The sequence below is a fragment of the Psychrobacillus sp. AK 1817 genome, assembly GCF_008807035.1.
GTDB lineage: Bacteria > Bacillota > Bacilli > Bacillales_A > Planococcaceae > Psychrobacillus > Psychrobacillus faecigallinarum.
Genome location: NZ_CP031739.1, coordinates 3,264,007 through 3,284,426 on the forward strand (window position 1 = coordinate 3,264,007; position 20,420 = coordinate 3,284,426).

Sequence of the window (20,420 nt, forward strand, 5' to 3'; positions counted from 1 at the left end):
AAAAAGTAAGGAGGGCATCTGATGACATTATTCAAACATTCAGCAGCAGAGCTTCAAGATCTTATCAAAAAGAAAGAAGTATCTATTCAAGAGCTAACTGCTGAATCCTATAAAAGAATTGATAAAGTAGACGGAGAAGTTCAAGCTTTTCTAGCGTTAAATGAAGAGCAAGCTACTGCTCAAGCAAAAGAAATGGATCAAGTTCCTTTCGAGGAAAGAGGCCCCCTTTTCGGATTGCCAATCGGAGTTAAGGACAATATTGTAACTGAAGGCATTGAAACAACATGTGCCAGCAAAATTTTAGAAGGCTTTAACCCTATTTATGATGCAACTGTTGTACATAAATTGCGTGATGCAGGTCTAATTACTATTGGTAAGCTAAATATGGATGAATTCGCTATGGGTTCTTCTAATGAAAACTCTGCCTATAAAAACACACGTAACCCATGGAACTTAAATCATGTACCTGGTGGTTCGTCAGGCGGCTCTGCTGCAGCAGTTGCAGCTGGTGAGGTTCCTTTTTCATTAGGTTCTGATACTGGTGGTTCTATTCGTCAGCCTGCTTCTTTCTGTGGAGTAGTTGGGATGAAACCTACATATGGTCGCGTTTCACGTTTTGGATTAGTAGCATTTGCTTCTTCTCTAGACCAAATTGGACCTGTTACTCGTAATGTAGCGGACAATGCCTTCTTACTAGAGGCTATTTCAGGCTTAGATGCAAACGATTCTACTTCTGCAAATGTAGACGTACCAAGCTTTACTAAATCATTAACAGGTGATATTAAAGGACTCCGTATTGCTGTACCTAAAGAGTATTTAGGACAAGGTGTTGGAGAAGCTTCCAAACAGTCTGTACTTGACGCACTAAAGGTTTTAGAATCTCTTGGAGCAACGTGGGAAGAAGTATCCTTACCACACTCTAAATACGCACTAGCAGCTTATTACTTATTATCATCATCTGAAGCCTCATCTAACTTGGCTCGCTTCGATGGCATTCGTTATGGCTTCCGTGCAGACAATGTAGAAAACTTGATGGAGCTATATAAAGAAACGCGTGCACAAGGCTTTGGTGACGAGGTTAAACGAAGAATTATGCTTGGAACATACTCGCTAAGTGCTGGATCTTATGATGCTTATTATAGAAAAGCACAGCAAGTACGTACATTGATCAAGAAAGATTTTGACAATGTGTTTGAAAAATATGATGTAATCATCGGGCCTACTACACCAACACCAGCTTTCAAAATTGGTGAAAATGTAAAAGATCCATTAACGATGTATGCAAACGATATTTTAACAATTCCAGTTAACCTTGCAGGTGTACCGGGAATCTCTATCCCATGTGGATTTGCAGACGGTCTTCCACTTGGTTTACAAATTATCGGTAAATACTTCGATGAAGCAACAATTTATCGTGTGGCACATGCTTATGAGCAAGCAACAAGCTTCCATAAACAAACTCCGCAAATATGGGAGGGAGCAAAATAATGAATTTTGAAACGATTATTGGACTAGAGATTCATGTAGAGTTAAAAACTGATTCTAAAATGTTCTCACCAGCACCAGCTCACTTTGGAGCAGAACCAAATACAAACACACATGTAATTGATCTTGGTTATCCAGGGGTATTACCTGTAGTAAATAAAACAGCAGTAGAGTGGGGAATGAGAGCCGCTCTTGCGCTTAATATGGACATTGCTCCTATTACGAAGTTCGACCGTAAAAACTATTTCTATCCTGATAATCCGAAGGCTTACCAAATTTCTCAATTTGACAAGCCGATCGGTGAAAATGGTTGGGTAGAGATTGAAGTAGGCGGCGAAAAGAAACGTATCGGTATCACTCGTCTTCACCTAGAAGAGGATGCTGGTAAGCTTACACATACAAGCAATGGATACTCTCTTGTAGACTTTAACCGACAAGGTACTCCTTTGATTGAGATCGTATCAGAGCCAGATATTCGTACGCCGGAAGAAGCTTATGCTTATCTAGAAAAGATTAAATCCATCATTCAATACACTGGAGTTTCTGACTGTAAAATGGAAGAAGGATCACTTCGTTGTGATGCGAACATTTCCTTACGTCCATATGGTCAAGAAAAATTCGGTACGAAAACAGAGCTTAAAAACTTAAACTCCTTTAACTTTGTACGTCGTGGTCTTGAGCATGAACAAGTTCGACAAGCTGAGGTTCTTTTATCAGGTGGAGTTATTCCACAAGAAACTCGCCGTTATGACGAATCAACTGGTAAAACAATTTTAATGCGTGTCAAAGAAGGCGCGGATGATTACCGTTACTTCCCAGAGCCAGATTTAGTACAAATTGTCATCGATGATGCTTGGAGAGAAAGAGTTCGCTCTGAAATTCCTGAGCTTCCAGATGCTCGTAAAGCACGTTACATTGAAGATTTAGGCTTACCTGCATATGATGCAATGGTGCTTACTTTAACAAAAGAAATGTCTGATTTCTTTGAGGAAACTATTGCCCTAGGAGCAGATGCAAAGCTAGCTTCTAACTGGTTAATGGGTGAGGTATCTGCTTACTTAAATGCCGACCAAAAAGAATTGAAGGATATCAAGCTTACTCCTTCTAATCTTGCTGGCATGATTAAGCTAATCTCAGATGGAACAATTTCATCTAAAATTGCGAAGAAAGTATTTAAAGAGCTGGCGGAAAATGGCGGAGACGCTGCTGAAGTAGTAAAAGCTAAAGGCTTAGTACAAATTTCAGATGAAGGCGCTCTTCGTGAAATTGTTACAGCTACATTAGATGCTAACCCACAATCCATTGAAGACTTTAAAAACGGGAAAGACCGTGCAATTGGTTTCTTAGTAGGACAAATTATGAAAGCAACAAAAGGCCAAGCTAACCCGCCTCTTGTTAATAAAATCCTAAATGAAGAAATTGTGAAAAGATAATAAAAGAAGATGACTCCTTAAAGGGGTCATCTTTTTTGTGTATAGTATAAGTAATTATAGATATAATTTGTTAAAAAAACGCCAATAATATATGGTTGATTTCCGCTTTAGACGGACGCTTTCCGCGGGGGGAGCGCTAAGCCATCCCCGCCGCATGCGCGTCGTATGGGATGTCTTATCTGTCTCCCTGCTCCCGCAGGAGTCGCCGTCTGCCGCTACAATCAGCGGTTATGTATAAAAATGGGGAAGTCGTATAGACAACACTCACCCAACTACATAAAGCTTGAACAATTAAATAGTAGATTTCCGCTTTAGACGGACGCTTTCCGCGGGGGAGCGCTAAGCCATCCCCGTCGCATGCGCGTCGTATGGGATGTCTTATCTGTCTCCCTGCTCCCGCAGGAGTCGCCGTCTGCCGCTACAATCAGCGGTTATGTATAAATGGGAAGTCGTATAGGACAAAACTATTTAACTACATAAAGCTAGAACAATTAAATAGTAGATTTCCGCTTTAGACGGACGCTTTCCGCGGGGGAGTGCTAAGCCATCCCCGTCGCATGCGATGGCTTATCTGTCTCCCTGCTCCCGCAGGAGTCGTCGTCTGCCGCTACAATCAAAAGTTGAGTATTATTTATAAGCTTATTTTTGTCTTTATTAATAAAGCAAACGTTACTTCAACAAGAATTTCCTAATTTTTTACACTAATGTTATATCTATTTTGACACCATAAAAGGTTGAGAGCTTAAAACTTCTTTTCCATTTTCTGAGACATAAACTCGCACTTCTTTGCCATTTATAATTCTTAAGGGGTTCTTCATGGAAACATATAGTTCTCCTTGCTCATTAGGTTGAAATAAAGTTCCCCCAACCATCGTTCCAAATCGTACCTCTACATTTTCTTTAGGTCCAAAAACAACTCCTTCGCTATTATCTCCTCCAAGTGAAATTTCATAGTTTGCAGTCGGTTTTAAACCTTTTACTAATACAATTACATCAATAATTCCATCTTCAATAGTACTGTCATCGATTATTTGCTCAAAGGCAATAGTTACTCTACCTGATCCATCTTCCAAAGGTATATCTTCTGCCATATAAGCTTTGACTTCTGTAACACTTTCTTCATTTGAGCAACCGGTTAACACTAGTCCAAAACCTAATAAAATGATAATAATACTACGCATTAGTATCCCCCTATATTGATTAGCAATTTTTATTTCTATTGTCCAAAATAATTCTTTCTTTTATATTTTAACTTAAATATCCATTTACGATAATATATAGGAAAAGCCATTTTTCAAATTCCTTAAAGATAGAGGAGAACTAATTTACATTTAATTTACTAACAAATGGTGCTATGATGAGAGATAATTATGAGGGATAGGGTGATGAGGATGGAGCTTTTTTTTATTGGTGGTGGACATGTTTTAAAGGGTGAACTTAATGATGTTTTGGAAGAATTGGAGTGTAAAATTAATCCTAATGCAAAAGTTTTGATTATACCATTTGCAACAGACGAATCTAGATATGATAGCTGGATGGAAAGCATGAGACAGGCTTTTGCTCGCATTCCTAACGTGACACTTGGTTTATTGCATGAAGAGTTATCAAAAGAAAAAATGGTGACGATGATTCAAGCTTACGACGTTCTTTATTTTATAGGAGGACAACCAGAGAGATTGCTTCAGGTTATCTTGGATAAAGAGCTGACTGGAACTATTAGTAGCTTTCCAGGATTGATGATTGGCTATAGCGCAGGTGCATTAGCTTTTTGTACTGACTGCATACTGACAAAGGATGAAGATTACCCTGACACAATAATATTACAAGGATTAGGGTTAGTGGATTTTAGTGTAGAAGTCCATTATCGTCCAGAATCAGATGATGAGCTATTGACTCTATCTAAAGGGAGAACCATCTATGCTCTTCCAGATGGTAGTGCTATCTTTTATAAGGATGGAAACATAGACACAAGAGTAAATAATATCATTACCTTTGAGAATTCGAATAAAAGCATTGTTTAAGAGAAACTGTCTTCTAGGGCAGTTTTTTTGTGTGAAGAAAAAAGTGCTGGTTAGTTCGCATATCAGTAAAGCGAAACGATTATTTGCCCTAAACCGACAGATTCCAAAATATCAATATAGAAAAGCCCCTGCTATCTGACAGGGGCCATTAGCTTTCCTCACCCAGTAAATATCTGATCATTTGGAAATTTATATTTTACCTTTTTTGGTTTAGTCAAAATGAAGAATAAAGTCAGTGGTCCAATCCTTCCTAAGAACATCAATATACAAATTAGGAATTCTCCTATATTTGATAGCTGTGGGGTGACACCCATTGTGATTCCGACCGTTCCAAAAGCTGAGAAAACTTCGAATAGTAATGGAAGTAAAGGTAAGCGCTCCGTTATGGTTAATGCAAAAGCAAATATAAATACTGTTGCCAAGCTTACGGTACAAATAACAAGAGAACGGATAATAATCTCTCTGGATATGGACCTTTTAAACAGCACAGGCTCCTCCTGTTGACGGAAAAATGCAATTGTTGCAGCTATAATGACAATAAAGGTCGTTAGCTTAATACCGGAAGCAGTGGAGGCACTACCTGCACCAATGAACATCAAAAGCATTGTAAATAATAGAGAAGGGTCCTCCATTAGGCCATAATCGACCATATTAAAGCCGGCAGTTCTCGGAGTTACTGCATTAAAATAAGAGGTCATAATCTTCTCTAGTAAACTCATTTCACCGATTGTATCGTTATTATTAAATTCTAAGATTAATAGAACTAGAGTTGCAAAAGTATTTATACATAGTGTCCCTATAATCATCAGCTTAGTATGGAGTGACCATACTCGAAAGCTGTTTTTACGTAATACATCAATTACTACTACAAACCCAATACCTCCAATGATTATAAGGCTCGTGATAAGTAACACTACTATAGGGTCGTTTGTAAAGTCCATTAGGTTATCTGAAAACAAAGAGAAGCCTGCGTTATTAAAGGCGGAAATTACATGAAAAAAGCTATAATAGATTGCATCGACGAAGCCATACTTCGGAATCCAATGGATCGTTAAAAGAATAATAGCCACAGACTCGATACAAACAACAAACAGGAGAATATGTTTAACTAGCTTGACGATACCTCCGATAGAGGGCTGGTTAAAGGATTCCTGCAAATAAATTCGTTGCTGTAGACCAATTTTCTTTCGGAGAAGAATAAGTATAGCGACAGCAAATGTCATTAAACCGATACCGCCACATTGTATCAAAATAAGTAAAACTATTTCCCCGAAAAGCGTAAGAGTACTACCAGGATCAAAAACGCTAAGACCTGTAACAGTGGTAGCAGAAGTTACCAAAAAGAGAGCGTCTACCCATGAGATATACGTTGTCGTCGCTATAGGCAGCTTTATCATAATTGTTCCGATAAATATTAAACAAGCAAAACTACCAGCAATAAGAACTGGCGGTGAAAAAGAGAGCTTCTTTCCCATGTGGCACTTCCTTTTAATGGATATAAAATAATAATTACTTTAATCCTATTAAGATCGGCTGTCAACAACTTGTTTGAAACAAGTTGTTAAACGAAGTATACTAAAGAAAAAGGGGGATTTTTCATTGAAAACAGAACAGCATTACTTTGAAGAAGCTAAAACGTTGGAGCAATATATGAATGATATGACAACGAAAAAAGAGGAATCCTTTAGTATTTATGACCAATTTGAAGTCCCAGCAGATGATGAATTTATTGAGATATTAAAAACAAAAAAACCGCATATACTAGCTATAACTGAAGACTGGTGTGGAGATGCTATGATGAATAATGCGATTATTCGTAAAGTTTCAGAAGCAGCAGGTCTAGAAACCCGTGCTGTATACCGCGATGAAAATTTAGAGCTTATGGATCAATATTTAACGAATGGTGGACGTTCTATTCCTGTTTATTTATTGCTCAATGACGATGGGAAAGTAATTTCTAAGTGGGGACCGCGTGCAGAGGTCGTTCAAAAATTTGTAATGGACGGTAGAGCGAAATTTCCAGATAAGGAAGATCCTGCTTTTGAAGAAACGCAAAAGAAGTTTTATGAGCAAATGACTCATGAGTTTATGACTAACAATGAATTCCATTTAGCCGTATACGAAGATATTCGTAGTCACTGGCTGCCAATTCTTCAAAACAAATAATCGAGCATTGTTTTTTATGGGAGTCGGCTATAGTCGGCTCTTTCGTACGTTAGGAACTTATTGTGAATAAATATAGTCTTTATAATTAAGAAATTGTAAAGTAGAAAGGAAATCTGTATGAAGCGTGCACGAATTATCTACAATCCAACCTCAGGAAGAGAATTGTTTAAGAAACACTTACCAGGAGTATTGGAGGCTTTAGAAATAGCAGGCTATGAAACATCCTGCCATGCGACCACAGGTGAAGGGGATGCGATTAACGCAGCCAAGAAAGCAGTAGAGAATAAATTTGATATCATAATTGCCGCTGGGGGAGACGGGACTCTCAATGAGGTAGTAGCTGGTGTAAGTGAATTTGAAAATCGCCCGAAAATTGGTGTCATTCCAATGGGAACGACAAATGACTTTGCACGAGCTGTGCATATACCAAGAGATATTCATCGAGCGGTTGAAATTATTATAAAAGGCGACACAATACCAGTTGACGTGGGTAAGGTCAATGACCGTTATTTCATTAACATAGCAGGTGGTGGTCGTATCACTGAGCTTACATATGAAGTGCCAAGTAAACTAAAAACTATGCTTGGACAGCTGGCCTATTATTTAAAAGGAATTGAGATGCTTCCATCCATAAACGCAACTAAAGTCCGTATTGAATACGATGGCGAAGTATTTGAGGATGAAGCTATGATGTTCCTTGTGGGGCTTACAAACTCTGTAGGCGGCTTTGAAAAGCTAGCTCCCAACTCAAGCATTAATGATGGGAAATTCTCCTTACTAATTCTTAAAAAGGTAAATATTGCAGAGTTTATTCGCTTGGCAACACTCGCTATTCGAGGAGAGCACTTAGGAGATCCTCATGTCATTTATAAGAAAGCGACAAATATTAAAGTAACTTCTGACGATAAGGTTCTTCTGAATCTAGATGGTGAATATGGTGGTACCATTCCAGCAACATTCCATAACTTATACAGACATATTGAGGTTTTTGTACCAATCGATGAAATTCGAGAGCAGGACAGACCGTAAAATTATTGAACCCAGCACAATATAAGTGCTGGGTTTTAGTGTAACTTTTTTTATGCAATCCTTCATTATTCATATTTGTTCTAATTTTACTAATAGTATGTTAGGAATCCATCTTTTTAGGGAATAATTTAAAACTAATACTGGATAAGGAATATGAAGGAGTGGAATAGTATGTATAAGAGACAAGAGAAGTATTTGATGTGGCTCGCCTTTGTAGTTGCGGGAATTATGATACTTTCGATTGCTGGAAGAGTTTTTGGAGGATGAGGAGGGTTTAGCATGGGAAATGCTGATTCATTATTTTATAGTCGAGTTTTGACAGAGTTGACCTTATCATTTCATATTATTTATGCGACGATCGGCGTTGGTGTTCCTTTAATGATTATGATTGCACAATGGGTAGGTATTAAAAAGAACGATGAACACTACATATTGTTGGCAAGACGTTGGGCAAGAGGATTTGTAATTACGGTTGCAGTCGGAGTAGTTACCGGTACAGCAATTGGTATGCAGCTATCACTTTTATGGCCAAATTTTATGGAGCTAGCAGGGAATATTATTGCACTTCCATTGTTTATGGAAACATTCGCATTCTTCTTTGAAGCAATTTTTCTAGGAATTTATTTGTACACTTGGGATCGTTTTGAGAATCAGAAAAAACATTTATTATTGCTAATTCCTGTAGCAATCGGTGCTTCCTTTTCAGCGGTATTTATCACCATTGTAAATGCTTTTATGAATGCGCCACAGGGCTTTGATGTAGTAAATGGAGAGCTAGTTAACATTAGCCCCATACTAGCGATGTTTAATCCAGCGATGCCTACAAAGGTAGCACATGTAGTTGTAACAGCTTATATGACATCAGCATTTGTGTTGGCTAGTATAGCAGCCTTTCGTTTGTTAAAGGGATCTAATCATATTTATCATAAAAAAGCTTTATATTTAACGGTAAAGCTCGGATTAATCTTTTCGATTGCGACAGCCATTATCGGTGATTTTTCTGGTAAATACTTAGCGGAGTATCAGCCCGAAAAATTAGCGGCAGCTGAATGGCATTTTGAAACAGAAGAAAATGCTCCACTTATTTTATATGGGGTCTTAGACGATGGAGAAGTTAAATACGCTATTAAGATTCCTTATGCATTGAGTATACTTGCACACTTCAACCCAACTTCAGAGGTTATTGGATTGGACCAGTTCCCAGAGGATGAAACACCTCCGCTATATATACATTATCTCTTTGATATTATGGTGACAATCGGTATGGGATTAGCTGCACTTTCAGCGCTATATTGGCTAGGTAAACGATTAAAATGGGCATTTGTCGATTCTAAGTTTTATAGATGGCTTCTCGTTTTAGGAGGCCCAGCAGCTATTATAGCAATTGAAGCTGGCTGGTGGCTTGCAGAAGTAGGGAGACAGCCTTGGATATTAAGAGGAATAATGAGAGTAGAAGATGCAGCTACTACGAGTGATCAAGTAGATTTTATGTTAATCCTGTTTGCAGGTCTGTATGTGGTACTTGGAATAGGTAGCGTTGTAGTGCTTACTCGTATGTTCCGAAAAAATCCGGTTGAGCAGGAGATTAAAGATAGAAATTCAGAAAAGGGCGGTGATATTCAATGAGTCTGGAAATCATAGGTCTCACAGTTCTTTGGACATTTCTATTTGGCTATGTAATTGTTGGCTCCATTGATTTTGGTGCCGGGTTCTTTAATGCTTATAGCTTGATAACTGGGAAGCAACATATATTGAGTAATATTATTCAGCGATATTTATCCCCTGTTTGGGAGGTAACAAATGTATTTCTCGTATTTTTCTTTGTAGGAATTATTGGCTTTTTTCCTAAGACAGCTTTCTATTATGGAACAACTCTTCTTGTCCCAGCGGGTATTGCTTTAATATTGCTCGGGATTAGAGGCTCCTATTACGCGTTCGAAACATACGGGTCCAGAGGGCATAAAGGGTACTCCTTTATGTATGGTTTATCCGGATTGTTACTACCAGCCTCATTATCAACAGTCCTGACCATTTCTGAGGGTGGTTTTATCGAAATGATTAACGGCTCACCAAGCTTAGATTACAACGCCTTGTTCATCAGCCCCTTAACCTGGTCAATTGTAGCATTAAGTCTTACTTCTGTTTTATATATTTCGGCTGTTTTTTTAACATGGTATGCCAACAAGGCTGGAGATGTAAAAGCAACAAATTTGATGAGAAAGTATGCATTAATCTGGTCTTTTCCAACGATCATTACAGCTGGTGGAATTATTGTAGAATTGCGCTCGCACAACGTGGAGCATTACAATAATATGCTCGATATTTCGTGGGCCTTTGGATTGTCATTCCTATTGTTTTTAGGTACCGTCTGGTTATTATGGAAAAAACGTAAGTATGGTTTGGCATTTGGATTATTGGCAGGACAATTCTTAATCGCCTTTTTTGCTTACGGCTTTTCCCATAAACCTTATTTGCTTTATCCATATTTAACAATCTATGATAGCTTCACAAATGAGGCAATGGCAATATCCTTAATAATTGTGTTTATATTAGGTTTAGCCTTGTTAATCCCGTCCTTATATCTTTTATTGAAGCTTTTTCTTTTCAATAAAGATTATGTCAAGGGGAAGAAGAATAATCACGCTTAGGAGGAACGAACGCTATGACTGAATTTCTAATTTTTTATGCACCCTTCATCGTACTGATCGGCTCCATTATTATTGCATTTTGGGCATCCACCAAGGATGGCCCAGTTAAGGATGAATAAGTAAAAAGGACCTCATTAGTAGAGGTCCTTTTTGCTTAACAATTTCTAAACAAACAAGAAAAGTGATTATGCTAAAATAGAATTAGAAGGGGTGGAGAAATAAATGAGATATGAAGTAATTATGTTCGATTTAGATGATACCTTATACGATTTTGGAATGACTGAGAAAAATGCATTTCAACAGTTATTTGTAGAATATGGATTACCAAATGGACTTCAGGATTATTTAAGCAGCTATAAGGCAATTAGTAAGGTATTATGGGATGAATTAGAAAACGGCATTACAACACTAGAACTATTAAAAATAGAGCGATTCAAACGTTTGTTTTTAGAGCATAGCCTCGAGTTAGATGTAGAAAAAGTAAGTGATAAATATATTGAAAACCTTGGAAGAGAAATTCACTTAATCGATGGTGTAGAGGAAATGCTTACGGATTTATCTGGTTGTCGTTTTGCTGTTTTAACGAATGGCTTCCAAATAGCCCAGCATGCAAGAGTCAACGGTTCTCCTTTGAATGGGAAATTTGAAGCTATAATCACTTCAGAAGAGGTTGGTTATCAAAAACCGCAGTCAGCTATTTTTGAATATGCATTCAAGAAACTAGGAATAACAGACCCGTCTAGCGTTTTAATGGTTGGTGATTCACTTACCTCTGATATACAAGGTGGGAATAATTTTGGTATTGATACTTGCTGGTTCAATCCTCAGCAAAAAGAAAATAGAACTTCTATTTTACCTACATATGAAATACAAGATTGGAAAGAGATGAAAAAAATAGTTCGAGGTCAAATGTTAGAAATTTAAGCTTTAGGAGATTCCAATATTAACAATTTTATAAAAAGAATAAACAAATCTACAAAGCAAATTGCACTCCTAATTTGTTTTATAACAAAAGAACGAAAAACAACAACGTACAAATAAACGTTGTTGTTTTTTATTATTTGAGATTATAAAGATGCTCCTCTCATTGTATCCGCTGTAAAAGAGTGTTAAGTATTAAGCTCCGTCCCCTGTAGAATTAGCCTCTTACAATCCAACTTTTCCATTAAAAAAACAATAAAAAGATATTATAACTTCTTTTAGTTTTTTATATTAACCTCTGCATAATTTCTTCATATTTATTATCTATACTATTCGTGAGGATAATGAAAGGATAGGTGAATTTATTGTTTGACCAATTAAGTTTATTCTTGGCTTTTGGGGCGGGATTTTTGTCCTTTATATCGCCTTGTTCATTACCCCTTTATCCCGCATTTCTTTCATATGTAACTGGGGTATCTCTAAATGAACTTACACAAGATAAAGGTATGTTAAATAGAAAGGCATTGGTACATACGCTTCTTTTTTTACTTGGATTTTCACTCATTTTTATGGCATTAGGTTTCTCCACATCTTTTATAGGAACAATTTTTATTGAATACCAAGACTTAATACGCCAAATAGGAGCAATTCTTATAATATTTTTTGGTTTAGTAATACTAGGTATTATTAATTTTGACTTTCTCCTTTCAGAGAAGAGAGTTCAGTTTAAAAAGCGTCCCAAGGGACATATAGGGTCTGTGTTGATTGGTATGGGATTTGCTGCTGGATGGACTCCATGTACAGGACCAATTCTTGCTGGTGTTATTGCTTTAGGGTTTTCTGATCCTGAACGTGGAATCCTATATATGTTATTTTATGTCCTAGGTTTCTCTGTTCCATTTCTCATTATGTCGTTATTTATAGGAAAAATGAAGTTTTTACAAAAAAGAAGTGAAATGTTTATGAAATTTGGAGGAACTTTAATGGTTGTCATGGGAGTCTTACTATATTTTGATATGCTGACAAAGATTATAGAATTTTTGACTCCTTTTTTTGGAGGATTTACAGGGTTTTAAATTAAATCAAAACTTATTAGAGAGTAGGTTTTTTACTATGGAAAACAAAAAGAAAAAAAGATTTTACATACGACTTACACTTTTGACGTTAATGGTTGGAGTAATTGTCTTTACCATATACACTAATTTAAGTAAAAGTAAAAATGAAGTTTTACAAGTAGGAGATACAGCGCCTGATTTTGTATTAATTGATATGAATGGAGAGAGACATAAATTATCTGATTACAGAGGTCAAGGGGTCTTTTTAAACTTTTGGGGAACTTGGTGTAAACCTTGTGAGAGAGAATTCCCGCTGATGGACAAACAGTATAAAAAAGTAAAAGACAACGGTCTTCAAATACTGGCAGTAAACATAGGTGAGTCCGATTTTAAAGTGCAAAAATATATTGATCGCAAAGGTTTGAGCTTCCCGGTTTTGATAGATAAAAATAAAAGTGTAATGGAGACATATAATATTAATCCTTTACCTACTACTTTTCTTGTTAACCCGGAAGGTAAAATTGAGAAAATAATCACTGGTGAGATGAGTGAGGAAAGCATAAAGCGATATATGGAGCAGATAATGCCTTCATAATATTTAGTTTCATTTGGTTATTTGGATTCTTTAGTGAGAAGGTGTAAATGGTTTGATGAATAGAATTTCGACAAAGTTAACAGCTTATTTTTTCATCGCTGTACTGATAATGGAAGCATTCCTTATTTTTTATCTCCATCAAAATATTGTACATGCAAGAATTGATGAGGAGTTCTCTTTATTATTAAAAAACGGATCAAATCATCGCGAGGTACTTCTTGAATACTACTCTGATACTACTATGAGACATATCGTATTGATGGAAAAGGGAAAGGAAAGAGAAGTCGTTATTACAAATAACAAAGGGGAAATCATAAATAGCTCATTTGAAAAAAATTTGCCTTTAGATGACTATATCCCACTAATAAAAAATCTGGATTCGAAAAAAGATGAAGTACTAGTTTCAGAGTGGAATGAATCACCTTATATTATAAGTGCACATCCCTATAAAGTGAGTAATGATCAATCTGGTTATGTTGTCATGTTTCAAAGTACATCTTCTATTAAGCAATTGGTGGATAAGCTAAACATGCATTTTGGAATTGCCGGTGGGACAAGTGTTATCCTCTTGTTTATCGTCTATACGGCATTATCTAGACTACTTACGAGACCTTTAATACGTATGAAAGAAGCTACGGAGAACTTAAGCAAAGGGGATTTTGCTGTGAGTCTTCCTTCCATCGGTAAGGATGAACTCGGGAAATTGTCAGGTTCTATTCAAAAGTTAGCGAATGACCTAGAAAGAATGAAAACGGAACGAAATGAATTTTTAGCTTCAGTTGCTCATGAACTGAAAACTCCTCTTACATATCTAATTGGATATTCTAATGTAGCAATGCGAAAAGAGATTAGTAAAGAAGAACGTGAGCAGTATCTTTTAATAATTGCAGAAGAGTCAGAAAGAATGAAAGAACTTGTAAAAAATTTATTAGATTTAGCAAAAATGGATGAGAATTCTTTTACTGTATCAAAGGAGTATTTTGATGCACAGCCGTTTTTTGACAACATCATCAAACTAGTTGGACCTTCTTTTGAGATGAAGAATATCAAACTAAGTTATGTATGTGAGGACAATTTTCAAGTACATGCCGATTCTTTGCGATTAGAGCAAATTGTATTGAATTTACTTGATAATGCATTGAAATACTCTAAAGAAAATACAAAGGTTTCATTGGATGTACGTAAAATAGAGAAGAGGACAATTATTTCTGTTATTGATTGTGGAATAGGAATTCCCAACGATGAAATTAGTTTCATATTTGAAAAACTATACCGTATAGAAAAGTCACGTTCACGTTCGTTTGGTGGATCAGGAATTGGGCTTGCTGTTGTGAAGGAATTAGTGGAAGCGCATGGAGGAAGCATTGAGGTTCATAGTATTTTGGGAAAAGGAAGTACATTTACAGTAATAATTTAGGATTATGTAAGGATTGAATAGGAGGTTTTGAGCGTTCATGCAGAAAATTTTGTTAGTGGATGATGAGCCTAGAATGTTAGATTTAATTGAATTATTTCTTCAGCCACTTGGATTCATATGTATGAAAGAAACAAGTGGCAAGAAAGCAATAGAGATACTGCAAAATGAGAAAGTTAATCTTGTCCTTTTAGATGTCATGATGCCAGAAATGGATGGATGGGAAGCTTGTAAAAAGATAAGAAAGTTTTCTGATGTTCCTATAATTATGCTTACAGCCAGATCTGAAAAGTTAGATTTAGTAAAAGGATTAAACACTGGGGCTGACGATTATATAACAAAACCTTTTGATGAAAAAGAGTTGGTGGCAAGAGTTAATGCAATATTACGCCGGTTATCTGTGAATGAATTGGAGGAAGTGTCTATAACTTACGAAGCTTTTATACTAAATAGGGAGACTTATTCATTACAATACCATGATGCAATCGTACAACTAACATTGAAAGAATTTTATATTATTGAAGCATTAATTACTCGCCCCAAAAAAACATATACACGCGAAGAGCTATTGAATGCTGCATGGGAATTTAGCACATATACAGACACAAGAACGGTAGACTCACATATACGCAATTTGAGAGAAAAATTGAAAGCTAATGGTTTCCCTATTGATGAATTTCTTAAGACGGTATGGGGAATCGGATATAAATGGAGCTAAGGGAGTTATATTAAAATGAAAAAATATAAATTTTTAATTGGTTTAATTGTAATATTATTTCTCCTGTCTGCATGTAACTCAAATGAAAAGGAAGGATATTTATTTAACGAAGTTAAAAATAATAAAATTGATCATATACACGGTATGGGATATATAAATGGAGGAAACGAATTTGCCATTGCAACACATTTAGGATTATATGAATATGGCAAAGAAGGATGGAAAGAAGCAAATAGTCAAAAACATGATTATATGGGCTTTCAAGCTGTACGAGAAGGATTTTTCTCAAGTGGTCACCCAGAAGAAGGAAGTGAATATAAAAATCCTCTAGGTCTTATAAAGAGCAACGATAAAGGAGCAAGTTTCGAACAATTAGCTTTTTATGGAGAGATTGATTTTCATTATCTTGCGGCTGGCTATGATTCAAATACAATTTACGTATTAAATGAAACACCCGTTAAAGAGATGGATGTAGGTTTACACTATTCTGTAGATGAAGGTGTTTCTTGGAAGAAGGTTGCTATGAATGGATTTACGTCAGATTATATTTCCAATTTGTCTGCACACCCAACGTATAAGCAAACTATTGCTGCAGCAAGCAAGGATGGATTATTTATTTCGGATGATTATGGACAAAATTTTAAACGGAAGAATGATACTAATAATATCACGTATGTAACATTTAATGAGACAGGAGGTTATTATTCTAATTTTGATAATGATAAGGTATTTCTAAAATCTTTCATGATAGAGAATAGTGAGGAAACAGAAATTGAACTACCATCTGATTTAGAAATGGATCCCATTATCTTTATTGCAATAAACCCAGGGAATCTAAAAGAGATCGTAATAGCTACAAACAATAATAATATTTATGTAACAAAAGACGAAGGATTTTCTTGGGATAAACTCGCTTCAAATGGTGAGTTATCAATATAAGAAAATAGAAGGTGAATTTAGATGTACAGTTTGATGTCAAAGATAAGTCAAACAATAAGTAACCCAGTTACTGATTTCTTACACTCCTTCGAACATTTTCCGATTGTAGTCGCACTTCTACTTGGTTTAATTGGGGCGGCTGCACCTTGTCAATTAACGGGGAATTTAAGTGCTATTACCTTTTATGGAAATCGAACAATTCAAATGAAGGGGAATTGGGGAGAGATTATATCTTTTATCGTAGGGAAAATCGTTGTATTTAGTTTAATTGGATTATTGGCTTGGATATTTGGTCAATCCTTTGAGACAAAAATGACAGAGTTCTTCCCAATATTTCGTAAAGCGATTGGGCCACTTATGATGGTTACAGGTCTTGTACTTTTAGGGATTTTTAAGTTTGGCTTTATTAATAGATTAACTATGCGCATCCCATTGGTATTAAAAGAAGGGAAGTTAGGTTCTTTTCTATTAGGAGCTAGTTTTTCATTAGCATTTTGTCCTACAATGTTTATCTTATTTTTTGTTTGGTTAATGCCTACTGTTTTATCAACCTCTTATGGTTTTGTTTTACCTGCAGTATTTGGATTTGCGACGTCCTTACCGCTAATTCTTTTGTTTATATTAATTTGGTTATTTGATGCAAGGCAATTAATAATGAAAAAAAGTATGAAGCTGGGAAAAGTTATTCAGAATTTAGCAGGCATTATAATTCTTATGATAGGACTTTTTGACACAATCACTTACTGGGAAATATAAGCTTTTTGGTCAATTATTTATGGGGAAGTTCTGCATAGTTTTTTCATAATTTCAGTGTATGATTGTCTTCAACAACAAAGTTTATATTGTTGTGTGTAATTAATAAAGATTGAGGAGGATTATAATGAAAAGAAATTTAATAATAGGTACCATTTTGTTGGTTGTTGTAATGATTATTTCTGCTTGTGCTAGTGATGAGAAGGAAACCAATACAAACCCTAATCCTAATAATATGAACATGAATGAAAGTTCTGGCGAGAGTATGGAAGGTATGGATCATTCTAATATGGACATGTCTGGGTCTGGTGAAGTTCCTGACGGATTGAAAGTAGCTGAAAACCCAACTTTTGAAATTGGCAGTCAAGCAATTTTAGAGACTGACCATATGAGCGGCATGAAGGGTGCAGAAGCAACTATTGTAGGAGCTTATGATACATCTGTATATGTCATTTCTTATACTCCAACAACTGGTGGCAAAAGGGTGGAGAATCACAAATGGGTAATTCAAGAAGAAATAAAAAATGCCGGTGATCAACCTTTAAAACCAGGAACAGAAGTTACCATTGAAGCTGACCATATGGCTGGAATGGAAGGTGCTAATGCAGAAATTGACTCATCAGAAGCTACGACCGTATATATGGTAGATTACATTTCAACTACAGACGGGGAAGCAGTTACAAATCATAAGTGGGTAACAGAAAGTGAACTATCAGCAAAATAAACTAAAATTTTTATAACTTTCACGAAAGAGTTTGTTTGAAGTTGCGGAAGAAATGTCAATATTATGATTCCACTTCTATAGGGAAAACTGCAGAACAGATACTTCTTTCTTAAAATTACTTTCTAAAAATAAAAATGGCGTTGATGCCATGCTGCTTTTTTAGGTTGTATAGACTATTATCAAAAAGACATTTAATGTATTTTGAGATTTTAAAAATTATATTTTTTTTTAATATATAATTTTATGATTTTCCAAAAAATGTATACTTTTCTTTTGTTTAATGAGATACTATGGTAATAACAATGATAAATTGTTAATGCCATAAATTGGAGTTGAACATGTTTGTGATTGCACGTAGCACGAATGGTGTTACAGAAGTGTTGAAAAATTCAAATAGCCAACTGATAAAAGTATTTTACAATCTTGAAGAGGCCGAGCAATTTGTAGCTCGGTTAAACAAAAGTATATTACCTGAGAAGCAGTGGACTGTCATAGAGGATTCATTAATGTTAAAGTTAAACGAGTAAGGAAATTTTCCTTACTTTTTTTTGTGGGTAAAAAAAGTGAGAAATTTAATACACTTAAGCTACCTGATACTATTGGACGCCTATATTTGATATAATAATATCCATTACACAAGAACGGAGATTTAAAGTGAACACACCAGTAAAAAAGAATGATCAGTTAGCGGTTTATATAGAGGATTTGACACATGATGGATCTGGCGTTGCTAAGGTCGACGGCTATCCACTATTCATACATGGTGGTCTGCCAGATGAAAAAGCGGAAGTACTTGTTTTAAAGACATTAAAGAACTATGGCTTTGCCAAATTATTAAATATTGTAGAGCCTTCCCCATTTCGCGTAGAAGCTCCATGTCCTGTATTTTATGAATGTGGCGGCTGTCAGCTCCAGCATATCAATTATGAAGGTCAGTTAAAATGGAAAGAAAATATGGTTCGAAATGTCATGCAACGATTAGGCAAGATTGATGCGCCAGTATTACCTGTAAAAGGAATGGACAACCCTTGGGAATACCGTAATAAATCTCAAATTCCATTTGGTTTAGCGGATGGAAAGGTGATTGCAGGGTTCTATCAGGCGAAGTCTCACAGAATTGCAGACACTCCAACTTGTTTGATCCAATCGGATGAAGCTGATCGATTGATGAGAGCATTCAAGGAAAAGGCATTAGAGCTAGACTTAGTCCCTTACAATGAAGACACAAAAAAAGGTCAGCTGCGTCACTTAGTAGTTCGTAAAGGCAGAGCAACTGGCGAAGTGATGGTCGTTTTAGTAACAAAGCATCCTAAGCTTTCAAAGAAGGAAGCAATTATTGAACTAATTAGAGAAGCAGAACCAAAAGTCACCTCGATTATGCAAAATGTTAATTCAAGAAATACGAACGTCATCTACGGAGACGAAACAAACCTATTGTGGGGGAAACCAACGATTGAGGATTTAATCGGAGATGTTCGATTTGAAATATCTGCTCGTTCCTTTTATCAGGTAAACCCAGAGCAGACAGAAGTATTATATAAACAGGCACTCGATTATGCTCAACTTTCAGGTGACGAGACTGTAATTGACGCTTATTGTGGAATTGGTACAATTTCATTATTCCTAGCGCAAAGAGCGAAGCAAGTGTTGGGTGTAGAAATTGTCCCTCAAGCGATTGAGGACGCAAAAAGAAACGCTGATCTAAACGGCTTCACTAACACATACTTTGAAGCTGGCCCAGCAGAGGAAGTCATTCCACGGTGGTACAAGGAAGGAAAAAATGCAGATGTTCTAGTAGTGGATCCTCCGAGAAAAGGCTGCGACGAAGCACTTCTGACGACAATCATAGAGCAACGCCCAAAACGTGTAGTTTATGTCTCATGTAACCCAGCAACACTTGCACGTGATCTTCGCATTTTAGAAGATGGAGGCTATAAGACACAGGAAATTCAACCAGTGGACATGTTCCCGCAGACGACACATTGCGAAGCTGTCGCTTGGCTGGAACTAGCATAATTATTCAAAAACGAATTCTGATTTTGGAATTCGTTTTTTTATTTTTCGCTTATTTAAATTTAGTCTGGAAGAAGCTCCTACTTATGATATAAATTCAATACATCTGCTAGGGTCTTTGATTCATTTTTAAACTCATACCTGTCACGTCGTGATTATTATCTTGTTTGCCGCGGTGCTTTCAGTTAAACTTAGTGTAATTAAATGAATTTGCAGGGGGACACGTTTGTGTTGAGAAGGTAAAACCTGACCCTTAGAACCTGACTGTTAATACAGACGTAGGGAGCAAAGTACACGATTATCAATATGTACTTACTTAAGCTCCGCGTATTTTTTACGTGGTGCTTTTCTTTTGCAAATACTTTAATTGCGGGGGGACACATTGTGTTGAGAAGGTTAAAACCTGACCCTTAGAACCTGACAGTTAACACTGGCGTAGGGAGCAATCATGGGTGTAGTCTACACTTTTTGGGCGTCTCTATTAGAGGCGCCTTTTTTGCACTTAC

At 36.3% G+C, this 20,420-nt stretch carries 19 protein-coding genes and 2 riboswitches; of the genes, 17 read left to right on the top strand and 2 right to left on the bottom strand.

The features are described 5' to 3' along the window. The first annotated feature begins 21 nt into the window (after positions 1-21). Complete coding sequence (gatA, locus tag D0S48_RS16285) at positions 22-1,488, top strand: Asp-tRNA(Asn)/Glu-tRNA(Gln) amidotransferase subunit GatA (RefSeq protein WP_151112734.1); 1,467 nt, start codon at positions 22-24, stop codon at positions 1,486-1,488. After that, positions 1,488-2,918, top strand: coding sequence for an Asp-tRNA(Asn)/Glu-tRNA(Gln) amidotransferase subunit GatB (gatB, locus tag D0S48_RS16290; protein WP_151112736.1), 1,431 nt, complete (start codon positions 1,488-1,490; stop codon positions 2,916-2,918). Before gatA ends, gatB begins: the two co-directional genes overlap by 1 nt. A 713-nt stretch (positions 2,919-3,631) precedes the next feature. Here the strand turns inward: gatB and D0S48_RS16295 are convergent. Then, entirely contained in the window at positions 3,632-4,099 is a 468-nt protein-coding gene (locus tag D0S48_RS16295) for a hypothetical protein (RefSeq protein WP_151112738.1), read from the bottom strand. A gap of 210 nt (positions 4,100-4,309) precedes the next feature. Here D0S48_RS16295 and D0S48_RS16300 point away from each other — a divergent pair, with 210 nt between their 5' ends. Further along, the gene (locus D0S48_RS16300; RefSeq protein ID WP_191963821.1) at positions 4,310-4,939 is read left to right on the top strand and encodes a Type 1 glutamine amidotransferase-like domain-containing protein; all 630 of its coding nucleotides are present in this window, start codon (positions 4,310-4,312) and stop codon (positions 4,937-4,939) included. Between the two features lie 158 nt (positions 4,940-5,097). Here D0S48_RS16300 and D0S48_RS16305 read toward each other — a convergent pair whose 3' ends face one another. Next, the gene (locus D0S48_RS16305) at positions 5,098-6,414 is read right to left on the bottom strand and encodes a TrkH family potassium uptake protein (protein WP_151112741.1); all 1,317 of its coding nucleotides are present in this window, start codon (positions 6,412-6,414) and stop codon (positions 5,098-5,100) included. A gap of 124 nt (positions 6,415-6,538) precedes the next feature. On the opposite strand from D0S48_RS16305, the gene D0S48_RS16310 reads away from it, so the two are divergent. The 14 genes from D0S48_RS16310 to rlmD all read left to right on the top strand — a co-directional run bounded on the left by D0S48_RS16310 (position 6,539) and on the right by rlmD (position 19,917). Beyond that, a complete protein-coding gene (locus D0S48_RS16310) occupies positions 6,539-7,105 on the top strand; it encodes a thioredoxin family protein (RefSeq protein ID WP_151112743.1) in 567 nt (188 codons plus the stop codon). Between the two features lie 117 nt (positions 7,106-7,222). After that, positions 7,223-8,134 carry a diacylglycerol kinase gene (locus D0S48_RS16315; RefSeq protein WP_151112745.1) on the top strand — a complete coding sequence of 304 codons (912 nt, stop codon included), beginning with the start codon at positions 7,223-7,225 and terminating at the stop codon, positions 8,132-8,134. A 279-nt stretch (positions 8,135-8,413) separates the two neighbouring features. Next, positions 8,414-9,760: a cytochrome ubiquinol oxidase subunit I gene (locus D0S48_RS16320; RefSeq protein WP_151112747.1), complete on the top strand. Its 1,347-nt coding sequence runs from the start codon at positions 8,414-8,416 to the stop codon at positions 9,758-9,760. After that, entirely contained in the window at positions 9,757-10,782 is a 1,026-nt protein-coding gene (locus D0S48_RS16325) for a cytochrome d ubiquinol oxidase subunit II (RefSeq protein ID WP_151112749.1), read from the top strand. Before D0S48_RS16320 ends, D0S48_RS16325 begins: the two co-directional genes overlap by 4 nt. 222 nt (positions 10,783-11,004) lie before the next feature. After that, entirely contained in the window at positions 11,005-11,706 is a 702-nt protein-coding gene (locus D0S48_RS16330; RefSeq protein ID WP_151112750.1) for a YjjG family noncanonical pyrimidine nucleotidase, read from the top strand. A 362-nt stretch (positions 11,707-12,068) separates the two neighbouring features. Next, complete coding sequence (locus D0S48_RS16335) at positions 12,069-12,779, top strand: cytochrome c biogenesis CcdA family protein (protein ID WP_151112752.1); 711 nt, start codon at positions 12,069-12,071, stop codon at positions 12,777-12,779. 37 nt (positions 12,780-12,816) lie between these two features. After that, a complete protein-coding gene (gene resA, locus D0S48_RS16340; RefSeq protein WP_151112754.1) occupies positions 12,817-13,353 on the top strand; it encodes a thiol-disulfide oxidoreductase ResA in 537 nt (178 codons plus the stop codon). A 55-nt stretch (positions 13,354-13,408) separates the two neighbouring features. Next, entirely contained in the window at positions 13,409-14,770 is a 1,362-nt protein-coding gene (locus tag D0S48_RS16345; protein WP_151113853.1) for a sensor histidine kinase, read from the top strand. A 37-nt stretch (positions 14,771-14,807) separates the two neighbouring features. Further along, positions 14,808-15,485: a response regulator transcription factor gene (locus D0S48_RS16350; RefSeq protein ID WP_151112756.1), complete on the top strand. Its 678-nt coding sequence runs from the start codon at positions 14,808-14,810 to the stop codon at positions 15,483-15,485. A gap of 15 nt (positions 15,486-15,500) precedes the next feature. Further along, the gene (locus D0S48_RS16355) at positions 15,501-16,424 is read left to right on the top strand and encodes a F510_1955 family glycosylhydrolase (protein WP_151112758.1); all 924 of its coding nucleotides are present in this window, start codon (positions 15,501-15,503) and stop codon (positions 16,422-16,424) included. Between the two features lie 21 nt (positions 16,425-16,445). Further along, on the top strand, positions 16,446-17,180 hold the full coding sequence (locus tag D0S48_RS16360) for an urease accessory protein UreH domain-containing protein (RefSeq protein WP_151112760.1): 735 nt from the start codon (positions 16,446-16,448) through the stop codon (positions 17,178-17,180). Positions 17,181-17,304: 124 nt separating this feature from the next. Then, positions 17,305-17,901 carry a YdhK family protein gene (locus tag D0S48_RS16365; protein WP_151112762.1) on the top strand — a complete coding sequence of 199 codons (597 nt, stop codon included), beginning with the start codon at positions 17,305-17,307 and terminating at the stop codon, positions 17,899-17,901. A 338-nt stretch (positions 17,902-18,239) separates the two neighbouring features. After that, on the top strand, positions 18,240-18,428 hold the full coding sequence (locus D0S48_RS16370; protein WP_144542031.1) for a hypothetical protein: 189 nt from the start codon (positions 18,240-18,242) through the stop codon (positions 18,426-18,428). A gap of 127 nt (positions 18,429-18,555) precedes the next feature. Next, on the top strand, positions 18,556-19,917 hold the full coding sequence (gene rlmD / locus D0S48_RS16375) for a 23S rRNA (uracil(1939)-C(5))-methyltransferase RlmD (protein WP_151112764.1): 1,362 nt from the start codon (positions 18,556-18,558) through the stop codon (positions 19,915-19,917). A 201-nt stretch (positions 19,918-20,118) separates the two neighbouring features. After that, a riboswitch (TPP riboswitch) is annotated at positions 20,119-20,216 on the top strand. A 59-nt stretch (positions 20,217-20,275) separates the two neighbouring features. After that, positions 20,276-20,373, top strand: a riboswitch (TPP riboswitch). Positions 20,374-20,420: the final 47 nt, after the last annotated feature.

Bases quoted from the DNA above. Each gene is read 5' to 3' on its own strand.
- gatA (WP_151112734.1), top strand. From the start codon at position 22: ATGACATTATTCAAACATTCAGCAGCAGAGCTTCAAGATCTTATCAAA.
- gatB (WP_151112736.1), top strand. From the start codon at position 1,488: ATGAATTTTGAAACGATTATTGGACTAGAGATTCATGTAGAGTTAAAA.
- D0S48_RS16295 (WP_151112738.1), bottom strand. From the start codon at position 4,099: ATGCGTAGTATTATTATCATTTTATTAGGTTTTGGACTAGTGTTAACC.
- D0S48_RS16300 (WP_191963821.1), top strand. From the start codon at position 4,310: ATGGAGCTTTTTTTTATTGGTGGTGGACATGTTTTAAAGGGTGAACTT.
- D0S48_RS16305 (WP_151112741.1), bottom strand. From the start codon at position 6,414: ATGGGAAAGAAGCTCTCTTTTTCACCGCCAGTTCTTATTGCTGGTAGT.
- D0S48_RS16315 (WP_151112745.1), top strand. From the start codon at position 7,223: ATGAAGCGTGCACGAATTATCTACAATCCAACCTCAGGAAGAGAATTG.
- D0S48_RS16320 (WP_151112747.1), top strand. From the start codon at position 8,414: ATGGGAAATGCTGATTCATTATTTTATAGTCGAGTTTTGACAGAGTTG.
- D0S48_RS16325 (WP_151112749.1), top strand. From the start codon at position 9,757: ATGAGTCTGGAAATCATAGGTCTCACAGTTCTTTGGACATTTCTATTT.
- D0S48_RS16330 (WP_151112750.1), top strand. From the start codon at position 11,005: ATGAGATATGAAGTAATTATGTTCGATTTAGATGATACCTTATACGAT.
- resA (WP_151112754.1), top strand. From the start codon at position 12,817: ATGGAAAACAAAAAGAAAAAAAGATTTTACATACGACTTACACTTTTG.
- D0S48_RS16345 (WP_151113853.1), top strand. From the start codon at position 13,409: ATGAATAGAATTTCGACAAAGTTAACAGCTTATTTTTTCATCGCTGTA.
- D0S48_RS16350 (WP_151112756.1), top strand. From the start codon at position 14,808: ATGCAGAAAATTTTGTTAGTGGATGATGAGCCTAGAATGTTAGATTTA.
- D0S48_RS16355 (WP_151112758.1), top strand. From the start codon at position 15,501: ATGAAAAAATATAAATTTTTAATTGGTTTAATTGTAATATTATTTCTC.
- D0S48_RS16360 (WP_151112760.1), top strand. From the start codon at position 16,446: ATGTACAGTTTGATGTCAAAGATAAGTCAAACAATAAGTAACCCAGTT.
- D0S48_RS16365 (WP_151112762.1), top strand. From the start codon at position 17,305: ATGAAAAGAAATTTAATAATAGGTACCATTTTGTTGGTTGTTGTAATG.
- D0S48_RS16370 (WP_144542031.1), top strand. From the start codon at position 18,240: ATGTTTGTGATTGCACGTAGCACGAATGGTGTTACAGAAGTGTTGAAA.